The 18,644-nt window shown below is 61.1% G+C and carries 14 protein-coding genes; 3 read left to right on the top strand and 11 right to left on the bottom strand.

Annotated features, from left to right (window positions below; translation table 11 throughout):
• Positions 1–123: 123 nt before the first annotated feature.
• On the bottom strand, positions 124–603 hold the full coding sequence (locus tag BFP93_RS12230) for a nuclear transport factor 2 family protein (protein ID WP_065893321.1): 480 nt from the start codon (positions 601–603) through the stop codon (positions 124–126).
• A 52-nt stretch (positions 604–655) separates the two neighbouring features.
• Positions 656–1,219, bottom strand: a complete 564-nt coding sequence (locus BFP93_RS12225; RefSeq protein WP_065893320.1) for a TetR/AcrR family transcriptional regulator — start codon at positions 1,217–1,219, stop codon at positions 656–658.
• Positions 1,220–1,343: 124 nt separating this feature from the next.
• Between BFP93_RS12225 and pssA the strand changes: the two genes are divergently transcribed.
• Complete coding sequence (gene pssA, locus BFP93_RS12220) at positions 1,344–2,687, top strand: CDP-diacylglycerol--serine O-phosphatidyltransferase (protein ID WP_065893319.1); 1,344 nt, start codon at positions 1,344–1,346, stop codon at positions 2,685–2,687.
• 84 nt (positions 2,688–2,771) lie between these two features.
• Here the strand turns inward: pssA and efeO (BFP93_RS12215) are convergent, their stop codons facing one another.
• The 4 genes from efeO (BFP93_RS12215) to efeU are packed head-to-tail and all read right to left on the bottom strand — an operon-like array spanning position 2,772 to position 6,993.
• Positions 2,772–3,590, bottom strand: coding sequence for an iron uptake system protein EfeO (efeO, locus tag BFP93_RS12215; protein WP_065884616.1), 819 nt, complete (start codon positions 3,588–3,590; stop codon positions 2,772–2,774).
• Positions 3,591–3,616: 26 nt separating this feature from the next.
• On the bottom strand, positions 3,617–4,921 hold the full coding sequence (gene efeB / locus BFP93_RS12210; RefSeq protein ID WP_065893318.1) for an iron uptake transporter deferrochelatase/peroxidase subunit: 1,305 nt from the start codon (positions 4,919–4,921) through the stop codon (positions 3,617–3,619).
• Between the two features lie 13 nt (positions 4,922–4,934).
• A complete protein-coding gene (gene efeO / locus BFP93_RS12205; RefSeq protein WP_065893317.1) occupies positions 4,935–6,137 on the bottom strand; it encodes an iron uptake system protein EfeO in 1,203 nt (400 codons plus the stop codon).
• A gap of 10 nt (positions 6,138–6,147) precedes the next feature.
• The gene (gene efeU, locus BFP93_RS12200) at positions 6,148–6,993 is read right to left on the bottom strand and encodes an iron uptake transporter permease EfeU (RefSeq protein WP_065884619.1); all 846 of its coding nucleotides are present in this window, start codon (positions 6,991–6,993) and stop codon (positions 6,148–6,150) included.
• A gap of 168 nt (positions 6,994–7,161) precedes the next feature.
• On the opposite strand from efeU, the gene BFP93_RS12195 reads away from it, so the two are divergent.
• Complete coding sequence (locus BFP93_RS12195; protein ID WP_065893316.1) at positions 7,162–8,187, top strand: AraC family transcriptional regulator; 1,026 nt, start codon at positions 7,162–7,164, stop codon at positions 8,185–8,187.
• Between the two features lie 721 nt (positions 8,188–8,908).
• On the opposite strand, the gene BFP93_RS12190 is transcribed toward BFP93_RS12195, so the two are convergent.
• The 5 genes from BFP93_RS12190 to BFP93_RS12170 form a co-directional block, all read right to left on the bottom strand.
• Complete coding sequence (locus tag BFP93_RS12190) at positions 8,909–9,433, bottom strand: hypothetical protein (RefSeq protein ID WP_065893315.1); 525 nt, start codon at positions 9,431–9,433, stop codon at positions 8,909–8,911.
• Between the two features lie 219 nt (positions 9,434–9,652).
• The gene (locus BFP93_RS12185; protein ID WP_065893314.1) at positions 9,653–11,068 is read right to left on the bottom strand and encodes an efflux transporter outer membrane subunit; all 1,416 of its coding nucleotides are present in this window, start codon (positions 11,066–11,068) and stop codon (positions 9,653–9,655) included.
• Entirely contained in the window at positions 11,065–14,244 is a 3,180-nt protein-coding gene (locus tag BFP93_RS12180; protein ID WP_065893313.1) for an efflux RND transporter permease subunit, read from the bottom strand. The genes BFP93_RS12185 and BFP93_RS12180 overlap by 4 nt, the downstream gene beginning before the upstream one ends.
• Before the next feature lie 15 nt (positions 14,245–14,259).
• Positions 14,260–15,501, bottom strand: a complete 1,242-nt coding sequence (gene mexE / locus BFP93_RS12175) for a multidrug efflux RND transporter periplasmic adaptor subunit MexE (RefSeq protein WP_065893339.1) — start codon at positions 15,499–15,501, stop codon at positions 14,260–14,262.
• A 243-nt stretch (positions 15,502–15,744) separates the two neighbouring features.
• Positions 15,745–17,037: an MFS transporter gene (locus BFP93_RS12170; RefSeq protein ID WP_065893312.1), complete on the bottom strand. Its 1,293-nt coding sequence runs from the start codon at positions 17,035–17,037 to the stop codon at positions 15,745–15,747.
• Between the two features lie 259 nt (positions 17,038–17,296).
• On the opposite strand from BFP93_RS12170, the gene BFP93_RS12165 reads away from it, so the two are divergent.
• Entirely contained in the window at positions 17,297–18,379 is a 1,083-nt protein-coding gene (locus BFP93_RS12165) for a sensor domain-containing diguanylate cyclase (protein WP_065893311.1), read from the top strand.
• The last annotated feature ends 265 nt before the right edge of the window (positions 18,380–18,644 follow it).

Genomic DNA, 18,644 nt, shown 5'->3' with positions numbered 1-18,644 from the left:
GGGGCGCCTGAGATCAAAAGCAGATCAAGATCAAGAGCGGCTCGCTTCGCATCGTGGTTACGGTGGGTGCTACGGAGTTGTGTAGATACCTATGCTCATCGGGGGCAAGCCCCCTCCCACAGGTTACAGGCCCAATTCCGACAGCCCCGGATGATCATCCGGACGCCGCCCCAACGGCCAGTTGAACTTGCGTTCGCTTGCCTTGATCGGCAGGTCGTTGATGCACGCAAACCGGTTGGCCATCAGGCCGTTCTCATCGAATTCCCAATTCTCGTTACCGTATGAACGAAACCAATTGCCGGAGTCATCGTGCCATTCGTAGGCATAGCGCACGGCAATGCGATTGTCGGTAAACGCCCATAACTCCTTGATCAGTCGATAATCCAGTTCCCTGGCCCATTTGCGCGTGAGAAAACCCTTGGCTTGTTCGCGGTTGTGGACAAACTCGGCGCGGTTGCGCCATTGGGTGTCCAGCGTATACGCCAGTGAAACCCGATGCGGGTCGCGGGAATTCCAGCCGTCTTCGGCCAGGCGCACTTTTTCGATGGCCGATTCGCGGGTGAAGGGCGGCAGTGGCGGGCGTACTTCTGCGTCAGTGGACATAGAGCAACTCCTGAAAGCAATACAGTGGATCGAAAGTTGCCAGGCATGTGGTTCAAAGTGCCAATAATCTTCGCGCCATATCCTGCGCATTATCGGCAGCCGTTGAATCACCCATTATCAGGGCAACGGTAATGGCGCCATCGATCAGGATCAGCAGTTGTGCGGCCTGCCGCTCCGGGGCGGGGGTGCCGTGTGCGTGACATAACTCGAGTGCGTACTCGAACAGTTTGCGTTTGTGGGCCTTGGCCAACAGGCGTACCGGGTCTTGCGCGTTGCCGGTCTCGCCACTGGTATTGATAAAGGCACAGCCGCGGAAATCCGCCGAGCCGAACCAGCTTTTCAATGCGCTGAACAGCGCCAGCAGGCGCTCGCCACTGTCGTTGCTGCGCTCCACGTGCGTGCGCAGCCAGTGCATCCAGCGTTCGTCGCGGCGCTGCAAGGCGGCAATCACCAGTTCATCCTTGTTGGCGAAATAGCGGTAGATGCTTTTTCTCGAGACGCCGGCCGTTTTCACCAGCAAGTCCATGCCGGTGGCCGCGATGCCATGGCGATAAATCAGCTTCTCGGTAACGTCGAGAATGATGTCGCGTGTTTCATTAGAGGTCATGTCGTTCATGACTTAAACAGTAGAACGATCGTTCTTCTTGGTCAAGGAGCTTTTTCGGTTAGCGCTGACGAGACCTGAGCATCCTCATGGTGTAAGCTTTGGGCCTCTTCGGATTCGACCCTTTGCGAGCCTTATGCCGTCGTTCTTCAAACGCTCCCTGTTGCCCAAACTGCGCGGTTTCCCAGTGTCCACCGAGGCCATCGAGGTGCTGTCCGGCGCCGATGCCTATCGGCGTTGTCTGCTGGAGAAAATCCCGCAGGCCACCCGGCGCATCTACATCGTTGCGTTGTACTTGCAGCAGGATGAAGCGGGGCAGGAGATCTACGACGCACTGCACGCCGCCAAGGCCGCACGGCCGGAGCTGGACATCGTGGTGATGGTCGACTGGCTGCGCGCCCAGCGTGGGCTGATTGGCGCCGGCAAGCAGCCGGGCAACAGCGCCTGGTACCAGGCCATGACCCAGAGCCATACCACTGAAGTGCCGGTATACGGCGTGCCGGTGCAAACCCGCGAATTGTTCGGCGTATTGCACCTCAAGGGCTTTGTGATCGACGACACGGTGTTGTACAGCGGCGCCAGCCTGAACAATGTGTACCTGCACAAGTTCGACAAGTACCGCTTCGACCGTTATCACCTGATCCACAGCCAGCCGCTGGCCGATTCCATGCAGCACCTGGTGGAGCATGGCCTGGTGGCGTCCAAGGCGGTGCATCGCCTCGACCTGCCCAACCCGCCCACCACCCGCAGCCTGCGCAACGACATCGGTGACCTGCGCAGCCGCCTCAAGCATGCGACGTACGACACCAGTGCCGGGCAGTTGCCCAACGGGCACTTGCAGGTCAGCCCGCTGCTCGGTGTGGGCAAGAACAACCCGCTCAGCCGGGTGATCCTGGAACTGATCGCCAGTGCCCAGCAGCAACTGACGATCTGCACGCCGTATTTCAACCTGCCGCTGCCGGTGACCCGAGAGATCAACCGGGCACTGGCGCGCGGCGTGAAGATCGACATCATCGTCGGCGACAAGACCGCCAACGACTTCTACATTCCGCCCAGCGAACCTTTCAAGGTGATCGCAGCCTTGCCTTATCTGTATGAGATCAGCCTGCGTCGCTTTGCCAAGCGCCACCAGCCGATGATCGACAGCGGCCAGTTGAACCTGCACCTGTGGCGTGACGGTGACCACAGCTATCACCTCAAGGGCATGTGGGTCGACGAGCGTTATACCTTGCTGACCGGCAACAACCTCAACCCCAGGGCTTTCCGACTCGACCTGGAAAACGCCTTGCTGATCGACGATCCCAAGGGCGAATGGTTGGCGCCGCGAGCGCAGGAGCTGGCGCATATTTTCCAGCACGCCACGCGCATTGCCGGTTACCAGCAATTGCAGACGCTGGTGGATTATCCGGCGGCGGTGGGCAAGTTCCTGCGGCGGGTGAGCAGGGTGCGTATCGAGCGGTTGCTGTACCGGATTCTGTAAACTCACCCGGCCCATAAAAAAACACCCAGGCTCCCCACGGGGCCTGGGTGTTTTTTTTGCGCAGGCGGCCTGGCTCAGGCCCGATTAGTTCAGGCCCAACTTGCCGCGCAGCATCGACAGGTCTTCGGCCAGGGTATTGACCGGACCCACCAGGGCCTTGCGGTCGTTATCCTTGACCTTGTCGTAGGTCTGAAACCCGCCGTCCGGGGTCTTGTACTTGGCGAGGATCTTGTCCACGGTGGCAAAGTTCTTGTCGACCTTGGCCAGGAATGCCTTGTCTTGCTTTTCGATCTGGCCACGGAACAGGTCAACGATCTTCTTCGCGCCGTCGATATTGCCCTGGAAGTCATACAGGTCGGTGTGGCTGTAGCGGTCTTCTTCGCCGGAAATCTTGGTGGCGGCCACTTCTTCAAGCAGCGCTGCGGCACCGCCGACGACTTTTTCCGGTGGGAAAGTCAGGCCGTCCACGCGGGTCTTGAGGTCCAGCACGTCGCTGTTGAGCTTGTCGGTGAGGGCGTCGAGGCCCTGGGTGGTGTTCTCGGAAAACAGGCTGTATTCGATGCGGTGAAAGCCGGTGAAGTCTTCAGCCTTCACGCCTTTTTCGTGGTCGTCGACCCGTGAGTCGATGGAGGCGTCGAGGTCGCTGAACAGCTCGGCAATCGGTTCGATGGACTCATAGTGCACCCGCGTCGGCGCGTAGAGTTTTTTCGCGGTGGCCAGGTCGCCTTTTTTCACGGCGGCGGTGAAGGCCTGGGTCTGGGTGACCAGTTCACCGATCTCTTCGGTGACGTAGATCTTGTAGTCGGACACCGGCCCTACCAGGTCCAGTGGTGCCGTGGCAGCGAACGCGGCCAGTGGCGAAAGGGTGATCAGCAACGACAACGCGAGGGTCGACTTTTTCATGGGACGGTATCCGCTCTGAGTTTGTTTTAGGTGTTGGCAGCAGTTTGAAGGGGCGTTGCCGCGAGCAGCGAGCGCCCGATGAAGTCCTCAGCGCCCGTGACGCCCGGCAAGGTAAAGAAATAGCCGCCGCCGACCGGCTTGAGGTATTCCTCCAGGGGCTCGCCGTTGAGTCGGGTTTGCACGCTGATAAAGCCTTGCTCCAGGTCAGCCTGGTAGCAGATGAACAACAGCCCCATGTCCAGCTGACCGTTTTTATTCACACCGTTGGAGTAGTTGAACGGCCGGCGCAGGATCAGGTTGGCCTGGGTCTGGGGCGTGCGCGGGTTGGCCAGGCGGATGTGCGCATCGAGCTTGGTCAACTTGCCTTCCGGGTCCTTGCTGTAATCGGGCACCTGGGACTCTTTGTCGCCTCCCATCGGCGCGCCGGTGGGTTTGACGCGGCCAATGATGCTTTCCTGTTCCTGCAGAGGGGTACGGTCCCAGCGCTCGACGAAGTTGCGGATGATGCGCACCGCCTGGTAGCTGCCATGGGCGGCCCAGGCCGGTTCGTCGCTGCCGGGCTGGACCCAGACGATGCGGTCCATGGCCTTGGCGTCGTTTGAGTCGGGGTTGGCCGAGCCGTCACGAAAGCCCAGGAAGTTGCGCGCACTTTGCGCAGGCTCGCCGGGTTTGGCCGGCGCCTGGGGCGGTACGCTGCCTTCCTGTTTCCAGCGCACCAGCAACAGGTCCGGCAGGTTCTTCACGATGTCGCGCAGGGCGTGGATATTGGTGTCCGGTGTATTGGAGCTGAACTGCAGGCTGAGGTCGCCGTGACACTGTGCCGGTTCCAGCGCATCGTTGGGAAAGCCGACCATGCGAATCAGGCGCTTGGGTTTCGCGGCAGCGAGGCCGAAGCGTTCATCGAACAACGACTCGCCGACGGACACCGTGATGGTCAGGTTATCCGGGGTGACCACCGGGCCGAGGATGCCGGAGTCGGTGGGCGGCAGTTTCGGGTCGACCTGCGGCACGGTGCCGCCGCTCATCAGGAACGCGATGCGCTCGTTCAAGGTGCGAAATAGACGCTCCAGGTCTTCGCGGTCGCCGGCCAGCACGTCGAAGGCCACCACCATGCCGCAGGCCGGGCGCGGGGTGACGATCCCGCTCTGGTGCCGGCCGAAGAACGCGTGGTGGTCCTGGGTCTTGTCGCTGCGCGGCGCGGTGGTGACTTGTTCGGCGGCCGCAGCCATGGCCGGGCAGGTCAGGGTGCTGCCGGCAATGGCCGCGCCGGTGGCCGCCATGCCGAGCAGGACACGGCGACGCTGAAGGTTGAATTGTTGGGGATCACTCATGTGTGCGTTCGTCTCACTGCAGGCCGGAAAGGCCGAGGGCGGGGTCGATTCCATCGAGTGCGGCGGCCAGTGCCTTGGCCTTGTCGGCGATCTGCTTGCGCTGATCGGCCGTGACGCTGTCGTACGTGCTGTAGCGGCTGCCGACTTTGAAACCGGCCAGTTCGGCATCCAATTGCGCCAGTGCGCTGTCGATGGTCGGCAGCAGGTCGGCCGCCGACTGGGTCAACAGTGGGCGCATCAGGTCGACCACTTTGTGCGCCACCTGCAGGTTGGCCGCGAAACCGTTGAGGTCGATATGGCTGTAGCGTTCTTCTTCACCGCTGGCGGCACGGACATCGGCCAGGCTGTTGAGGTTGCGCACCACAATGCTCACCAGTTGCTCCGGCGGCAGCGATTGCGCGAGCAGCTGTTGCTTGAGCGTGGTGACGTCGTCGACCAAACGCTGCGCAACGGGCGCCAGGCCATCAAGGCTGCGCTGCTGGAACAGGCTGTATTCCAGGCGGTGGAAGCCGCTGAAGGCCGGGTCCTGCTCGCGTTTTTCGAAGTAGTCGGCGCGGGCGTTGATCGCGTTGTCCAACTCGGCCAAACGTTGCGAGGCCGGCGCCAGGCGTTGGTAGGCCTCGCGGGCCGGTACGTACAAGGCCTGGGCCTGGGCGAGGTCGCCCGCAGCAATCGCCTGCTGCAACGCCGTCACAGCCTTGACCAGTGCACTGCCTTGGCCGCTCAGGTACACGCGGAACTCCGACAGCGGCCCGATAAACGCCACCATCGACGGCTTGGCCCTGGCCTGGGCGTCGGATTCAGCCGTGGGCGTCACATGCAAGGTGCCGCGCGGGTTACTCAGCAGGCCGCAGGTAATGGCGTAGTCGCCGGGCAGCAGGTTGGCGTTGATCACCTGGCTCAAGCCTGGGGCAATATTCTCCCGCTCTTCGACGACCAGCACGCCGTCGAGGATTTCCCATTCCACTGCGCGATCGGAGCGGTTGATGATGCGAAAGCTCGCGCGCCCGGCCGGCACCGTCAGAGCGTTGGGCTCGCAGGCGTGGCCGTGGATGGTCACCGCGATTTCATTGTGGTTGGCCTGGCGCTTGCCGGCGGCCAGCTGCGAGGCGTAATAGAACAGGCCGCCGGCGGCGATCATCACGACCACCGAGCCGGCCAGGGCCCAGCGCAGCGCGCGGGACGGCGGGGCCGGTTGAGGAGTTGGGCTGGACAAGGGACGGTCCTTACTGGCTGGAGACGGAAGAAGTGGGCGTGACAGGCTTGGCGGACGGCGCGGGCAGGAAGAACATCACCAGCGCCACCACCAGGTAGATCAGATAAGCGCCGAGCGTGCTGACGGTCGGTGCTTCCTGATAGCCGAACATACCGGCGAGCACTGAGCCGAGCGGGCTGTCCATTGGCAGCGCGGCGCTGAAATCGAACAGCACGGTTTGCAGGTGATTCCACACGCCCGCTTCATGCAGGGCCTGCACCGAGTTGGCGAGGATGCCGGCCGCCACCACGAGAATGAACAGCCCGGTCCAGCGGAAAAACGCGCCGAGGTTCAGGCGCATGCTGCCGGAATAGATCAAAAAGCCTACGACAATCGCGAGGATCAGGCCGAGCAGGGCGCCCATCGGCGCGCCGGGGCCTTCGCTCTGCTGGAACACGGCGAGCAGAAAGAACACCGTTTCCAGGCCTTCGCGGGCCACCGCGAAAAACACCATGGCGATCAGTGCAAACACTTGATGCCGGGAGCCGGCCAAGGCATGGTCAAGGGACTCATGCAGCGAATGCTTGATGGAGCGCGCCACCTTGCGCATCCAGAACACCATGGAACTGAGGATGCCCACCGCGACCAGTCCGACGATGCCTTCGAACAATTCCTGCTGTTTCTGCGGGAATTCGGCGCTGACCAGTTCCAGCCCACCGCCCACCAGCAACGACAGGGCAGCGGCGAGAAATACACCGATCCACACGGCGGGCATCCACTGGCCGCGCCCGGTCTGTTGCAGGTAACTGGCGATGATGCCAACGATCAACGCCGCCTCAATGCCTTCGCGCAGCATGATTAAAAAAGGAACGAGCATCGGGTACCACGGCGTAACTAGATAGGAAGCTAAGTTGTAACATAATGATACTCATTGCTAAACAAGAAATATTGACCTTTGCTGAACCTCGGCTGAACGGTGGTGGCGAAGCGCAACCGCCCTTATGATGCAGGCCACCTGGTTTGCAGTCGGACAACTCAACATCCCATGTCGGAAAAAGACACCATCTCCATCCACCTTGTGCGTGAAGCCTTGCTGCAAAGCTGTGCGCCTGGTGCGGCCACTGTCGAGGCATTGAGCAAAGTCGGGATTGATCCTGCGTTGCTTGAGCAGCCCGATGCCCGTGTCCCGGCCACGGCCTATGCGCGCCTGTGGCGTTTGCTGGCACGGCGCAGGGATGACGAGTTTTTTGGCATGGACCCGCGCAAGCTCAAAAGTGGCAGCCTGGCGTTTCTGTGTCGCGCCGCCATGGCACAACCGAGCCTGATGGCCGGCCTGGAAACCGGGTTGGGTTTTCTGTCGCTGATGCTCGAGCGCATGCCTGCCCAGTTGGTGCGTCAACAGAGCCTGGCGGAGATCGTTCTGCTTGAGCCCGAGCCTGAGCCCAAGCGCGCGTTCACCTATTTCACCTATTGGATGATCGTGCACGGCGTTGCCTGCTGGCTGGCCGGGCGGCGCATTCCGATCCTGGCCATCGAACTGCGCTGCGGCCGTCCGGATTTTTGTGATGATTACCAGGTGATGTTTTCCGACAACCTGCGCTTTGATCGCCCACGCACCCGTATGATCTTTTCCGCCGACTGCCTGGACCTGCCGATCAAGCGCAGCCCGCAGGAGCTCCAACGTTTTCTCGCCCATGCACCGGCTAACATCCTGGTCAAATACCGCGATCCCGAAAGCCTCGCCACGCGCATCAAGCATGACCTTCGGCAGATGCCTCCCGACACCTGGCCGGAAACGGAGGGCCTGGCAGCCACCTTGTGCATCTCCGCCTCCACCTTGCGCCGCCGCCTGGCGGAAGAAGGGCAGACTTATCAGGGCCTCAAGGACAGCGTGCGCAAGGAGCTGGCAGTTGTATGGCTGGCGGAGCCGCAGATCAGCTTTGCCGAGATTGCCGAGCGACTTGGGTTTGCCGATGCCAGTTCTTTCTATAAGGCATTCCGTAAATGGTCGGGCTCGAATCCGGGGCATTATCGGAGTTTGATTCTGAATGAGATAACGCCTGGAATGTAGCGCCGGTGCGGGACTAGGAAGCAACTTACAGTTTCTTTCACTTGGGTATGACAGAGCCTTCCTTATTGTTTTTAGGAAGCGGCTGGCATATCCGGAATAAAAAATCGTGCACAGTTTTAACCGTGATCCTACTCGGTAGATGGATGAAGTCGGACGATTCAGGCCGTACGGGTCGCGTTGTTAACTGTGAGGGTTTTGCTGGATACCCATTAAAGCGTGGTGTGATGACCTTCATATGTTACGTCTCCAATCAATAACTTGATGGTGAACTTATGAATCGTTTCGTTGCGTTACCCTTTGCCGCGTTGATGCTGGCCTCGGTTCAGGCGTCGGCACTGTGCTTGAATATCTCGGAGAGTTTTAGCGGAACAATAGAGCCTGGAGAGCATGGAGTCGCTAATGGACCCTTCCAGATAACGGGAGCTAATGGCTGTTCCAATGCAAATATAGATGCGATGGTCTCTGCCGGCGGTGCCGGAAGGGCGCCTCAAATCTACATTGATCAACAAATAGGGAATTCATGGAAAGTAGTAGCGGGTAATCCCTTATCAGCAAGTGCATCTTGGCTGGGAGCCCTTGGTACTTATCGAGTTAGGCTTCATAATCCTGATGAGGTGCCAAAGTCCTACGCTGGCACTGTCAGATACGGCCGCTGATCCCTGGCAAATCGTAGTGTGCCAGGATCTCTGGCACACTACGGCGGGTGTCTGCTGACTCCAATTCAGGCACGCTCCTCGACCGAGAGATCACTCTTTGAAGAGTTCACGAAATACGCCAGCGCATTAAGTGCGCGGTTAGCGTCCACCATGCCTTGTATATACTCAGGGATGCCCTGCGAGCGACCAACATCAGGGTTGCTCTTAACAAAATTCAGGTAGTCATCCAGCTTCTCATCAAACAAGGCGATCGCGTTGAACTTTACATGGGTATTTGTTTGACGCCCGTCGACGTCAAATGCACCGTCTCCCAATGTGAACATACCAAAAGCGTTTTCATCGATTATCTTGCTATCGAACAACCGCCGCCCCACCTGCTTAAGCTCATCGGTGCTGATAGACGTCATATCATACTTCTTCAAAAACGCTTTCAAATCCGCCAGTTCGTCTTGCTGCCACATTCGCAGTTCGTCAACGGCGTTTGACTCCTCCGTAATGGTGAACGCATTCGTGACCTTTTCCGGGTTCTTGATGACGACCGCATCCGTCTGTTTGGAAAGTACATTAGGTATTGTCACTCTCATGTCCATGTTCGTCTCCTTATAGGATGAAGGGTACGTCCCGTTATCGACGTCTTTTGAGTGATATTTAAGTCATTTGGAAATTTGGGAAGTGTCTGACGGATAAGGATTACCAACAGGCGGAAACCGTTTGACTCACTGATAACCGTGCAAAAAAAAGCCCCGCGACCGAATGGGTCGCAGGGCTAAAAATTGGCTGGATGCGACCAACCAAAGGAGCTCTTTACATCACTTGTTGCCGGCGACCACCGTGTCCGGCTGCCAGCCGCCACCCAACGCCTTGTAGATCGCCACTATGCCGCGATACAGGTCCACTTCGGCCTGGGCCTGGGCGTCTTCGGCGGCCAGGCGTTCGCGTTGGGCGTCGAGCAACACCAGGAAGTCCACGGTGCCTTCGCGGTAGCGGATCGCGGCGAGGTCGGCGGCGGCGCGGCTGGATTCGCTTTGGCGGATCAGCGAGACCAGGCGTTGCTGGCGCTTGCCGTAGTCGCTGAAAGCGTTTTCGGATTCTTCCAGGGCCAGCAGCACTTGCTGCTCATAGGTTGCCAGGGCGCCTTCGGCTTCGGCATTCGCACCGCGCAAGCGGGCGCGCACGCTGCCCAGGTCGAATGCGGCCCAGGTGATGCTCGGGCCCAGGGACCAGGCATTCGCGGCGGCCGAACCGATCTGCGAGCCGCGCCCGGCGGTGAAGCCGAGGAAGCCGCTGAGGCTGACCCGTGGAAACAGGTCGGCCTTGGCCACGCCGATCCGCGCGGTGGCGGCGGCCAGTTTGCGTTCGGCACTGAGAATGTCCGGGCGTCGTTGCAGCAGTTGCCCCGGATCGCCGATCGGTAATGCCTTGGCAATCGCCGGCAGGTCTTTGGGGCTCAGGTCCACGCTCAGTTTGTCCGGGCGCTGGCCGAGGAGGGTGGCGATGCGGTTACGCTCGCGCACTTGCTCGGCCTGCAGTTGCGGCACGCTGGCTTCCACCGCCGCCAGACGCGCATCGGCACGTTCCACGTCAAGCTGATCACCCACACCGGCGTCGCGCAGGCTCACGGTGATGGAGCGCGAGTCCTGCTGGTTCTTCAGGTTGTCCAGGGCGATGCGTTCTCGCAGTTGCGCACCGCGCAGTTGGCCGTAGGCGTCCACCAGTTCGGCAATCCTGCTGACTTGCAGTTGGTACAGGTCGGCTTCGGCCACTTGTTGGTCGGCGTCGCTGGCTTCCAGGTTGCGGCGGATGCGCCCGAACAGGTCGACTTCCCAGGCCATGTCCAGGCCCAGGTCATAGCGCTCGCTGTTGACACGCTTGGTGGTCTGGCCCGGAATCTGGCCTTTGCCCACTTCACTGCTGGCGCGGGAGGTGACCACCGGCATGATGTCGTTGGCCGCGTCATCGCGAATCGCACGTGCCGCCCGCAGGCGGGCAAACGCTACGCGTAAATCACGGTTGCCGCTCAACGACTGGGTCACCAGCTGGTTAAGCGTCGGGTCTTCGAACTGCTGCCACCAGATGCCTTCGTATTTGGCGTGGTCGTAGCTTTTGCTGTCGGCGGCGGCCGTGATATTGGCCGCCTCCAGCTGTTGGGTCTTGTAGTCCGGGCCTACGGCACAGGCGGCGAGCGCCAGTACCAGCAGGCTCGGCAGGAATATTTTCACACTCATTGCTGTGTCTCCAGCTTCAAGGCCTTGGCCGCTTTGCGCGCTTCCTGGCGCTCCACATAACGCCGGATCAGTACGTAGAACACGGGCGTCAGCAACAGACCGAAGAAGGTCACCCCGATCATCCCGGAGAACACCGCCACACCCATGGCATGGCGCATCTCGGCACCAGCACCGCTGGACAGCACCAGCGGCACCACCCCCATGATGAAGGCGAAGGAAGTCATCAGGATCGGCCGCAGACGCAGGCGGCAGGCTTCCAGTACCGCAGCCAGCGGGTCGAGGCCTTCCTGCTGTTTATCCTTGGCAAACTCGACGATCAGGATCGCGTTCTTGCAGGCCAGGCCCACCAGTACGATCAGGCCGATCTGGGTGAAGATGTTGTTGTCGCTGCCCGAGAGAATCACCCCGGTGATGGCCGACAGCAGCGTCATCGGTACGATCAGGATCACCGCCAGCGGCAGGCTCCAGCTTTCGTATTGGGCGGCCAGTACCAGGAACGCCAGCAGTACGCAGAGCGGGAACACGAACAGCGCGGTATTGCCCGAGAGGATTTGCTGATAGGTCAGGTCGGTCCACTCATAGGTCATGCCGTTGGGCAGTTCATCTTTCAACAGCTTTTCAATGGCTATCTGGGCCTGGCCGGAGCTGTAGCCCGGTGCGGCGTTGCCGTTGATTTCTGCGGTGATAAAGCCGTTGTAGTGCATCACGCGGTCGGGGCCCGAGGTGTCGCTGACCTTGATAAAGGTCGCCAGCGGGATCATCTCGCCCTTGTTGTTGCGCACTTTCAACTGGCCGATCTGGTCGGCGTCCTGGCGGAACTGCTGCTCGGCCTGCACGTTGACCTGATAGGTGCGTCCGAAGCGGTTGAAGTCGTTGGCATACAACGAGCCCAGGTAGACCTGCAGCGTGTCGAAGATGTCGCTGATCGCCACGCCATGGGTCTTGGCCTTTTCACGGTCGATGGCCGCGTCGACTTGCGGCACGTTCACCGTGTAGCTGGTGAACAGGCCGAACAGCTCGGGCACGTTGTGGCTCTTGGCGATGACGTTCTGCACTTCTTTGTACAGCTCGTCATAGCCGAGGTTGCCACGGTCTTCGATCTGCAGGCGGAACCCGCCGATGGTGCCCAGGCCTTGTACCGGCGGCGGCGGGAAGATCGCCATGTAGGCTTCTTCGATATTGGCGTATTGACCGTTCAGTGCACCGGCAATCGCACCGGCGGACATGCTCGCGTCCTTACGCTCGTCGAAGGGTTTCAAGGTCACGAACACGATGCCGCTGTTGGGGCTGTTGGTGAAACCGTTGATCGACAGCCCGGGGAAGGCAATCGCGGCTTCCACGCCAGGTTGTTTCAGGGCGATCTCCGACATGCGCTTCATCACGCTTTCGGTGCGATCAAGGCTTGCGGCGTCGGGCAGTTGGGCGAAGGCCACCAGGTATTGCTTGTCCTGGGCCGGGACGAAACCGGTCGGAGTGTGGGCAAAGCCGAAGAACGTCAGCACCATCAGGCCGGCGTACACGAACAGGGCAATGCCGCTGCCGCGAATCACTCGGCGGACGGTCCCCACGTAGCCATGGCTGGCTTTTTCGAAGAAGCGGTTGAACGGACGGAACAACCAGCCGCCGAAAATCTTGTCGAGGAACCTGGAGAAACGATCCTTCGGTGCATCGTGGGCCCGCAGCAACACAGCGGCCAGGGCAGGCGACAGCGTCAGCGAGTTGAACGCCGAGATCACTGTCGAGATGGCAATGGTCAAGGCGAACTGTTTGTAGAACTGTCCGGTCAAGCCGCTGATAAAGGCGGCCGGGATGAACACCGCGCACAGCACCAGCGCCGTGGCGATGATCGGGCCGGTCACTTCGCTCATGGCCTTTTCAGTGGCCGGGAACGGCTCCAGGCCCAGCTCGATATTACGCTCGACGTTCTCCACCACCACGATGGCATCGTCCACCACGATCCCGATGGCCAGTACCAGGCCGAACAGGGACAGCGCGTTGAGCGAGAAGCCGAACAGGTGCATCACCGCAAACGTACCGATCAGGGAGACCGGGACCGCCACCAGCGGAATGATCGAGGCGCGCCAGGTCTGCAGGAACAGGATCACCACCAGCACGACCAGGATCAGTGCTTCGAACAGGGTATGCACCACCGCTTCGATGGAGCCGCGCACGAAGATCGTCGGGTCATAGGCGATGCGGTAATCCATCCCCGCCGGAAAGCTCTTTTTCAGCTCGGCCATTTTCGCGCGTACATCATTGGAGATGTCGATGGCGTTGGAACCGGGTCGCTGGAAAATCGGAATCGCCACGGCCGGCTGGTTATCGATCAACGAGCGCAGCGCGTATTGGCTGGAGCCCAACTCGACCCGGGCGATGTCCTTGAGCCGCGTGATTTCACCGTTGGCGCCGGCGCGAATCACAATGTTCTCGAACTCTTCCTCGGTGACCAGGCGGCCTTGGGTATTGACCGACAACTGGAAGCTGGTGGCACTCGGCGCAGGCTGCGCGCCCAGGGCACCGGCGGCCACTTGACGGTTCTGCTCGCGAATCGCCGTGACCACATCGGTCGCGGTCAGGTTGCGCGAAGCGGTCTTGTTCGGGTCCAGCCACACGCGCAGGGAATAGTCGCCCATGCCGAACAACTGCACGTCGCCGACGCCGCCCAGGCGGGCCAGCTCATCCTTGATATTGAGGATCGCGTAGTTGGACAGGTACAGCATGTCGTAACGCTGATCCGGGGAGGTCAAGTGCACCACCATGGTCAGGTCGGGAGAGGCCTTGTCCACGGTGATACCGATGCGTGTCACTTCCTCGGGCAGTTTTGGCTGGGTACGCGTCACCCGGTTTTGCACCTGCACCTGCGCGTTGTCCAGGTCAGTGCCCAGGGCGAAGGTGATGGTCAGGGTCAGCTTGCCGTCGGCGGTCGACTGCGAGGACATGTACAGCATGTTCTCGACGCCGGTAATGGCTTGCTCCAGCGGCGCCGCCACGGTTTCGCCGATGACTTTGGGGTTCGCACCCGGGAAGTTGGCGCGTACCACCACGGTCGGCGGCACCACTTCCGGGTATTCACTGATCGGCAGCTGGAACAGCGAGATGGCGCCGGCGATCAGGATCAACAGCGACAGCACTGCTGCGAAGATCGGCCGCGATATGAAGAACTTGGAAAAATTCATCTTGAGTCGTATCCCTTAACCGCGTGGAGTCGCGCTGCTGGCAAGCTTGGGCGCGGTTTTTTCCGGCGCCACCTGCTCCAGGTTGCTGGCTTCAAGCGCTTGTCGTTGTTGGGCCAGGGCGGCGAGGGTTTCCTGGCTGGCCATCGGAATGGTTTCCGGCGCCACCGGCGAGCCCGGGCGCACGCGCTGCAGGCCCTTGACGATAATGGTGTCGTCCTTGTTCAAGCCGCTGCGCACGATGCGCAAGCCTTCGATCTTCGGGCCCAGTTCCACGGCGCGATAGGCCGGCTTGTCGCCTTCCATCACCAGTACGAACTTCTTGCCCAGGTCGGTGCCCACGGCTTCGTCGTTGATCAGCACGGCGGAGTAGGTGCCGCTGCCCACCAGCTTCAGGCGTGCATACAGGCCAGGGGTGTATTCGCCCTTGCTGTTGTCGAACACTGCACGTCCGCGGATGGTGCCGGTGGCCGGGTTGACCTGGTTGTCGACGAAGTTCATCTGGCCCAGGTGCGGGTTGCCGGTTTCATTCGACAGGCCCAGGTACACCGGCGTGGTCGCGCCGCGACGGCCTTGGCGGGCCAGCTCGGTGTACTTGAGGAACACACGCTCATCGGCATCGAAGTAGGCGTAAACCTTGTCGGTGGAGACCACACTGGTCAGCGCGGTGGTGTCAGCGGTGACCAGGTTGCCGGCGGTGATTTCGGCACGGCTGACGCGGCCGCTGATGGGCGAGGTGACGCGGGTAAAGCTCAGGTTCAACTTGGCCAGGTCCAACTGCGCCTGGATCCCGGCCATGGCGGCGCGGGCTTCCTGGGCGGCGGTGGCGCGCGAGTCGGCCAGCTCGGCGGAGATCGCATTGCTCTGGCGCAGGCGTTCGCCGCGTTGTGCTTCGTTTTCACTGCGGGTGGCGGCGGCCTTGGTCTGCGCGAGCTGAGCTTCAAGGCGGCGTACTTCGGCCTGGAACGGGCGCGGGTCGATCTGGAACAGCAGGTCGCCTTTCTTGACCAAAGCGCCTTCGGTGAAAGCGACTTGGTCAATCTGGCCAGAAACCCGTGGGCGAATCTGTACGGTTTCCGGGGCTTCCAGGCGCCCGGTGAATTCATCCCACTCGTTGACCGGCTGTTCCAGCACCTTGGCCACGCTGACCTTGGCGGCAGGCATGGCGGCCGCTTGGTCCGGGGTCTTGCCGCACGCGCTCATAACCACCACGGCCAATATCGCCAGGGGCAAGCGCAAATGTTTGAGTGACTGTTCCATGAGGTGCATCCGCCAATGTATTTGAGATGGGCGGATCATGCGCGGGGAGGCGGTATGTCACGAATCGAATGAAGCAAAGGTGACTATCATTCGGAATGATATAAGCGCCGAAGACAGCCCCCTAGTGTGCAGGTTTTGTTAGGAAGCTATCAATGTGCGTGATGACAAAACACTGTTGTTGCTGACGTATCTAAACTCACCGGTAGTGTCCCGGCCACGCAGGCCGGGACAATCGGGGGACCTTTACGGCTGAGACTGGGTGGGCTCACCGCTCAAGGCATCGACCATGGGTGGGTGCTCCTGCACCGCCTGGCGCAAGTCCTCGGTGACCCGCAGTTCAGCGCCCGTCGGCGAGAACGTTGCCGCTGCCGCAAACGGCGCGGGGTTGGCCGGGACGGGGCGTTTGCCGCGTCGCCACAGGAAGAAGGTGACCATGCACAGGTTCACCAGCGCAAATACCCAGAACAGGCCGTTGGCGCCGAACGAATTCATCACCGGCGAGATCATCATCGGACTGATGGCCGAGCCCAGCGAGTTGATCAGCAACAGGCCCTGGATCATCGGCACCAACGCGTCGGCAGGCGCGCGGTCGGCGGCATGGCTGACGGCGACCGGGTACAGCGCGAACACCGCGCCGCCGAGCAGGAACAGCAACAGCGCAAGCAGCATCGACGACAAGGGCAGCAGTACGATCAGCAGGGACAACAGGGTGCAAGCCACTGCCAAAATGGTCAGCACCTGCAAGCGATCCTTGTGGTCGGACCAGCGTCCGACCGGGTATTGCAACAGCATGGCGCCGAGGATCGTCCAGGCCATCATGCTGCCGACGTCGCCAACGTTCAGGCCGGCGCGTTGCAGGTACAGCGGCAGCAAGGTGTAGATCGCCGCGATGCTGACCCCCGAGCCGAAACACCCGACCAGCCCGGTCGGCGTCACGCCCAGCAGTTGCCGTGGCTTGAGCGGTTCAACCTGATCCAGCAGGGGCGATACCCGGGGCAGGATCACAATCGGCAATACCGACAACGACGCGAGCATGCCGGCTACCATGAACGGTGCGCTCTCGCTCAGGCCGGCGATTCTGCCCAGCGCCGCCTGGCCCAGCACGCCCGCGCCATACAGCACGATCATGTACAGCGCGAGCAAGCGCCCGCGAATCTTGGCGTCGCCGGCCAGCAGCAGCCAGCTTTCGATCACCAGAAACACCCCGACCGTGGCCCAGCCGTTGACCAGGCGCAGCACAAACCAACCCCAGGTGTCATAGAACAAGCCCTGCAGCAGGATGGTCACCGCGATCAGCGAGGCAAAGCTGCCGTAGGCGCGGATATGCCCGATGCGCAGAATCAGCCGGTCATTGAAGACGGCGCCCAGCGTCAGGCCGATGAAGTAGGCCGATGACACGATCCCGATCATCGTGGCCGATGCGCCAGCCGCGTCGAGTCGAAGGGTCGTCAGGGATGAAAGAAAGCCGTTGCCCAGCGCAACAATGAACAGCCCCAGCAAGGGCGCCAGCGCCATGGCCAGCAAACGCGCAGACATAAAGACCTCTGGAAAATCGAACGGCGAAACAGGCGGTCGCCTGCAAACGAGCGCGGGATTCTACGGCTTGCGCATGATTTTCCAAGGGCTGTCTGCTGCGACGTTAGGTCGCAGGGTTGATCACATTAAGCGCAAGAAAATTTTTCCATCCATCCCCTCCCGCAAAGCTTGCGTCCGGTCGAGCAAAGACCCCGGCAGGCCTGCGTCTTGATAATCCCTGCACTCAACTCCACCGCAGCAACGAGCACCGCGTCCCGCCATGAACCTGCGCACCCTCATCCGTCGTCACTGCCTCAACTCCAGGCTCGCCACGCAGGCACTGACCCGACTGCATAAGTCGCTGTCTTTCCTGGTCACTCACCTGGCCATGCGAGGCTTCGACTCCCGATCCTCTCCGGCCACCCGTGACGTGGCCGCCCTTGATCGTCGCCTCAGTACCCTGTGCCCGGAGTTGGCCGTCACCGTGTTCAGCCACGCCCGCGACGGCATCATCCTGGTCGACCCGTTCGGCCGGGTCATCGCCGTGAACGAGGCCTTCAGCCGGCTCACCGGCTACGGGCGGGACGAAGTGCTGGGGCGAGCGTTGAATACCCATCCCATGGTGCGTCGGTTGGCGACGTTTTATGCGCCGATGAAGAACGCGCTGGACTTCCACGGGCATTGGTCCGGTGAGATCCAGAGCAGCCACAGGGATGGACGGCAGATGACTTCGCGGATCAGCGTCAGCGCGGTGCATGACCGTCACGGGAACGTCCAGCACTATGTGGCACTGTTCAGCGACATGACGCAGATGAAGCAGCGCCTGCAGTTGCTGGAACGTGATGCCCGGTATGACGCGCTCACCCAGTTGCCCAATCGGTTGCTGTTGGCCGAGCGGATGCGCCAGGCGTTGGGCAAGGCGAAGAGTGACCAGCACAAGGTGGCGATTGCGTTCATTGACCTAGATGGGTTCAAGGCGCTTAACGACAGTTACGGCCATGATTGGGGCGATCGGGTGTTGCAGATTGTCGCGGCGCGGATCAACGCGACGTTGCGTGAAGGCGATACCTTGGCGCGGCTCGGTGGCGATGAGTTTGTGGCCGGGCTGGTGGGGTTGCAGGCTGCGCAAGACAGCGAGCCTTTGCTCCAGCGAATGTTGCAGGCGGCCAACGCGCCGATTTTGATTGGCACGCAGACGGTGGAGATTGCCGCGAGTATCGGCGTGGCGTTTTATCCGGAGCATGGGGCGCAGATTGATGGGCTGATCAGCAAGGCGGATCAGGCGATGTATCTGTCGAAAAAGGCCGGGGGGAACCGTTTGGCGTTTTGTCCGATGCGGTGTGTTTCGGCTATCGGGACGTAGGTCTCTACACAGCTTTGGCGAGACGCCGAGCTTGCTCCCCCGTTGGGCCTGGCCGCCTACGACTATCTTACTGATATCCCACAAATCCAACTGTGGGAGGGGGCTTGCCCCCGATGATGGCCTCAGAGCCGACCAGGATGTTGGATTGGACCGGGTACATATCCGTTTCTTCGGTCACGGCCACTTAGGGTTCCGCCCTGACGGCGGGTCACTTTGGAAAAGCCCCAAAGTAACCAAAGGGCTCTTGCCCCACCACTCGGCACCT

This window comes from Pseudomonas sp. 44 R 15, assembly GCF_900004965.1.
GTDB lineage: Bacteria > Pseudomonadota > Gammaproteobacteria > Pseudomonadales > Pseudomonadaceae > Aquipseudomonas > Aquipseudomonas orientalis_A.
Note: the sequence above shows the minus strand (reverse complement) of the source record. Positions and strands in the feature narration are given on the sequence as shown.

Coding starts and splice junctions, on each gene's coding strand:
- BFP93_RS12230 (WP_065893321.1), bottom strand. CDS start 603: ATGTCCACTGACGCAGAAGTACGCCCGCCACTGCCGCCCTTCACCCGC.
- BFP93_RS12225 (WP_065893320.1), bottom strand. CDS start 1,219: ATGAACGACATGACCTCTAATGAAACACGCGACATCATTCTCGACGTT.
- pssA (WP_065893319.1), top strand. CDS start 1,344: ATGCCGTCGTTCTTCAAACGCTCCCTGTTGCCCAAACTGCGCGGTTTC.
- efeO (WP_065884616.1), bottom strand. CDS start 3,590: ATGAAAAAGTCGACCCTCGCGTTGTCGTTGCTGATCACCCTTTCGCCA.
- efeB (WP_065893318.1), bottom strand. CDS start 4,921: ATGAGTGATCCCCAACAATTCAACCTTCAGCGTCGCCGTGTCCTGCTC.
- efeU (WP_065884619.1), bottom strand. CDS start 6,993: ATGCTCGTTCCTTTTTTAATCATGCTGCGCGAAGGCATTGAGGCGGCG.
- BFP93_RS12195 (WP_065893316.1), top strand. CDS start 7,162: ATGTCGGAAAAAGACACCATCTCCATCCACCTTGTGCGTGAAGCCTTG.
- BFP93_RS12190 (WP_065893315.1), bottom strand. CDS start 9,433: ATGGACATGAGAGTGACAATACCTAATGTACTTTCCAAACAGACGGAT.
- BFP93_RS12185 (WP_065893314.1), bottom strand. CDS start 11,068: ATGAGTGTGAAAATATTCCTGCCGAGCCTGCTGGTACTGGCGCTCGCC.
- BFP93_RS12180 (WP_065893313.1), bottom strand. CDS start 14,244: ATGAATTTTTCCAAGTTCTTCATATCGCGGCCGATCTTCGCAGCAGTG.
- mexE (WP_065893339.1), bottom strand. CDS start 15,501: ATGGAACAGTCACTCAAACATTTGCGCTTGCCCCTGGCGATATTGGCC.
- BFP93_RS12170 (WP_065893312.1), bottom strand. CDS start 17,037: ATGTCTGCGCGTTTGCTGGCCATGGCGCTGGCGCCCTTGCTGGGGCTG.
- BFP93_RS12165 (WP_065893311.1), top strand. CDS start 17,297: ATGAACCTGCGCACCCTCATCCGTCGTCACTGCCTCAACTCCAGGCTC.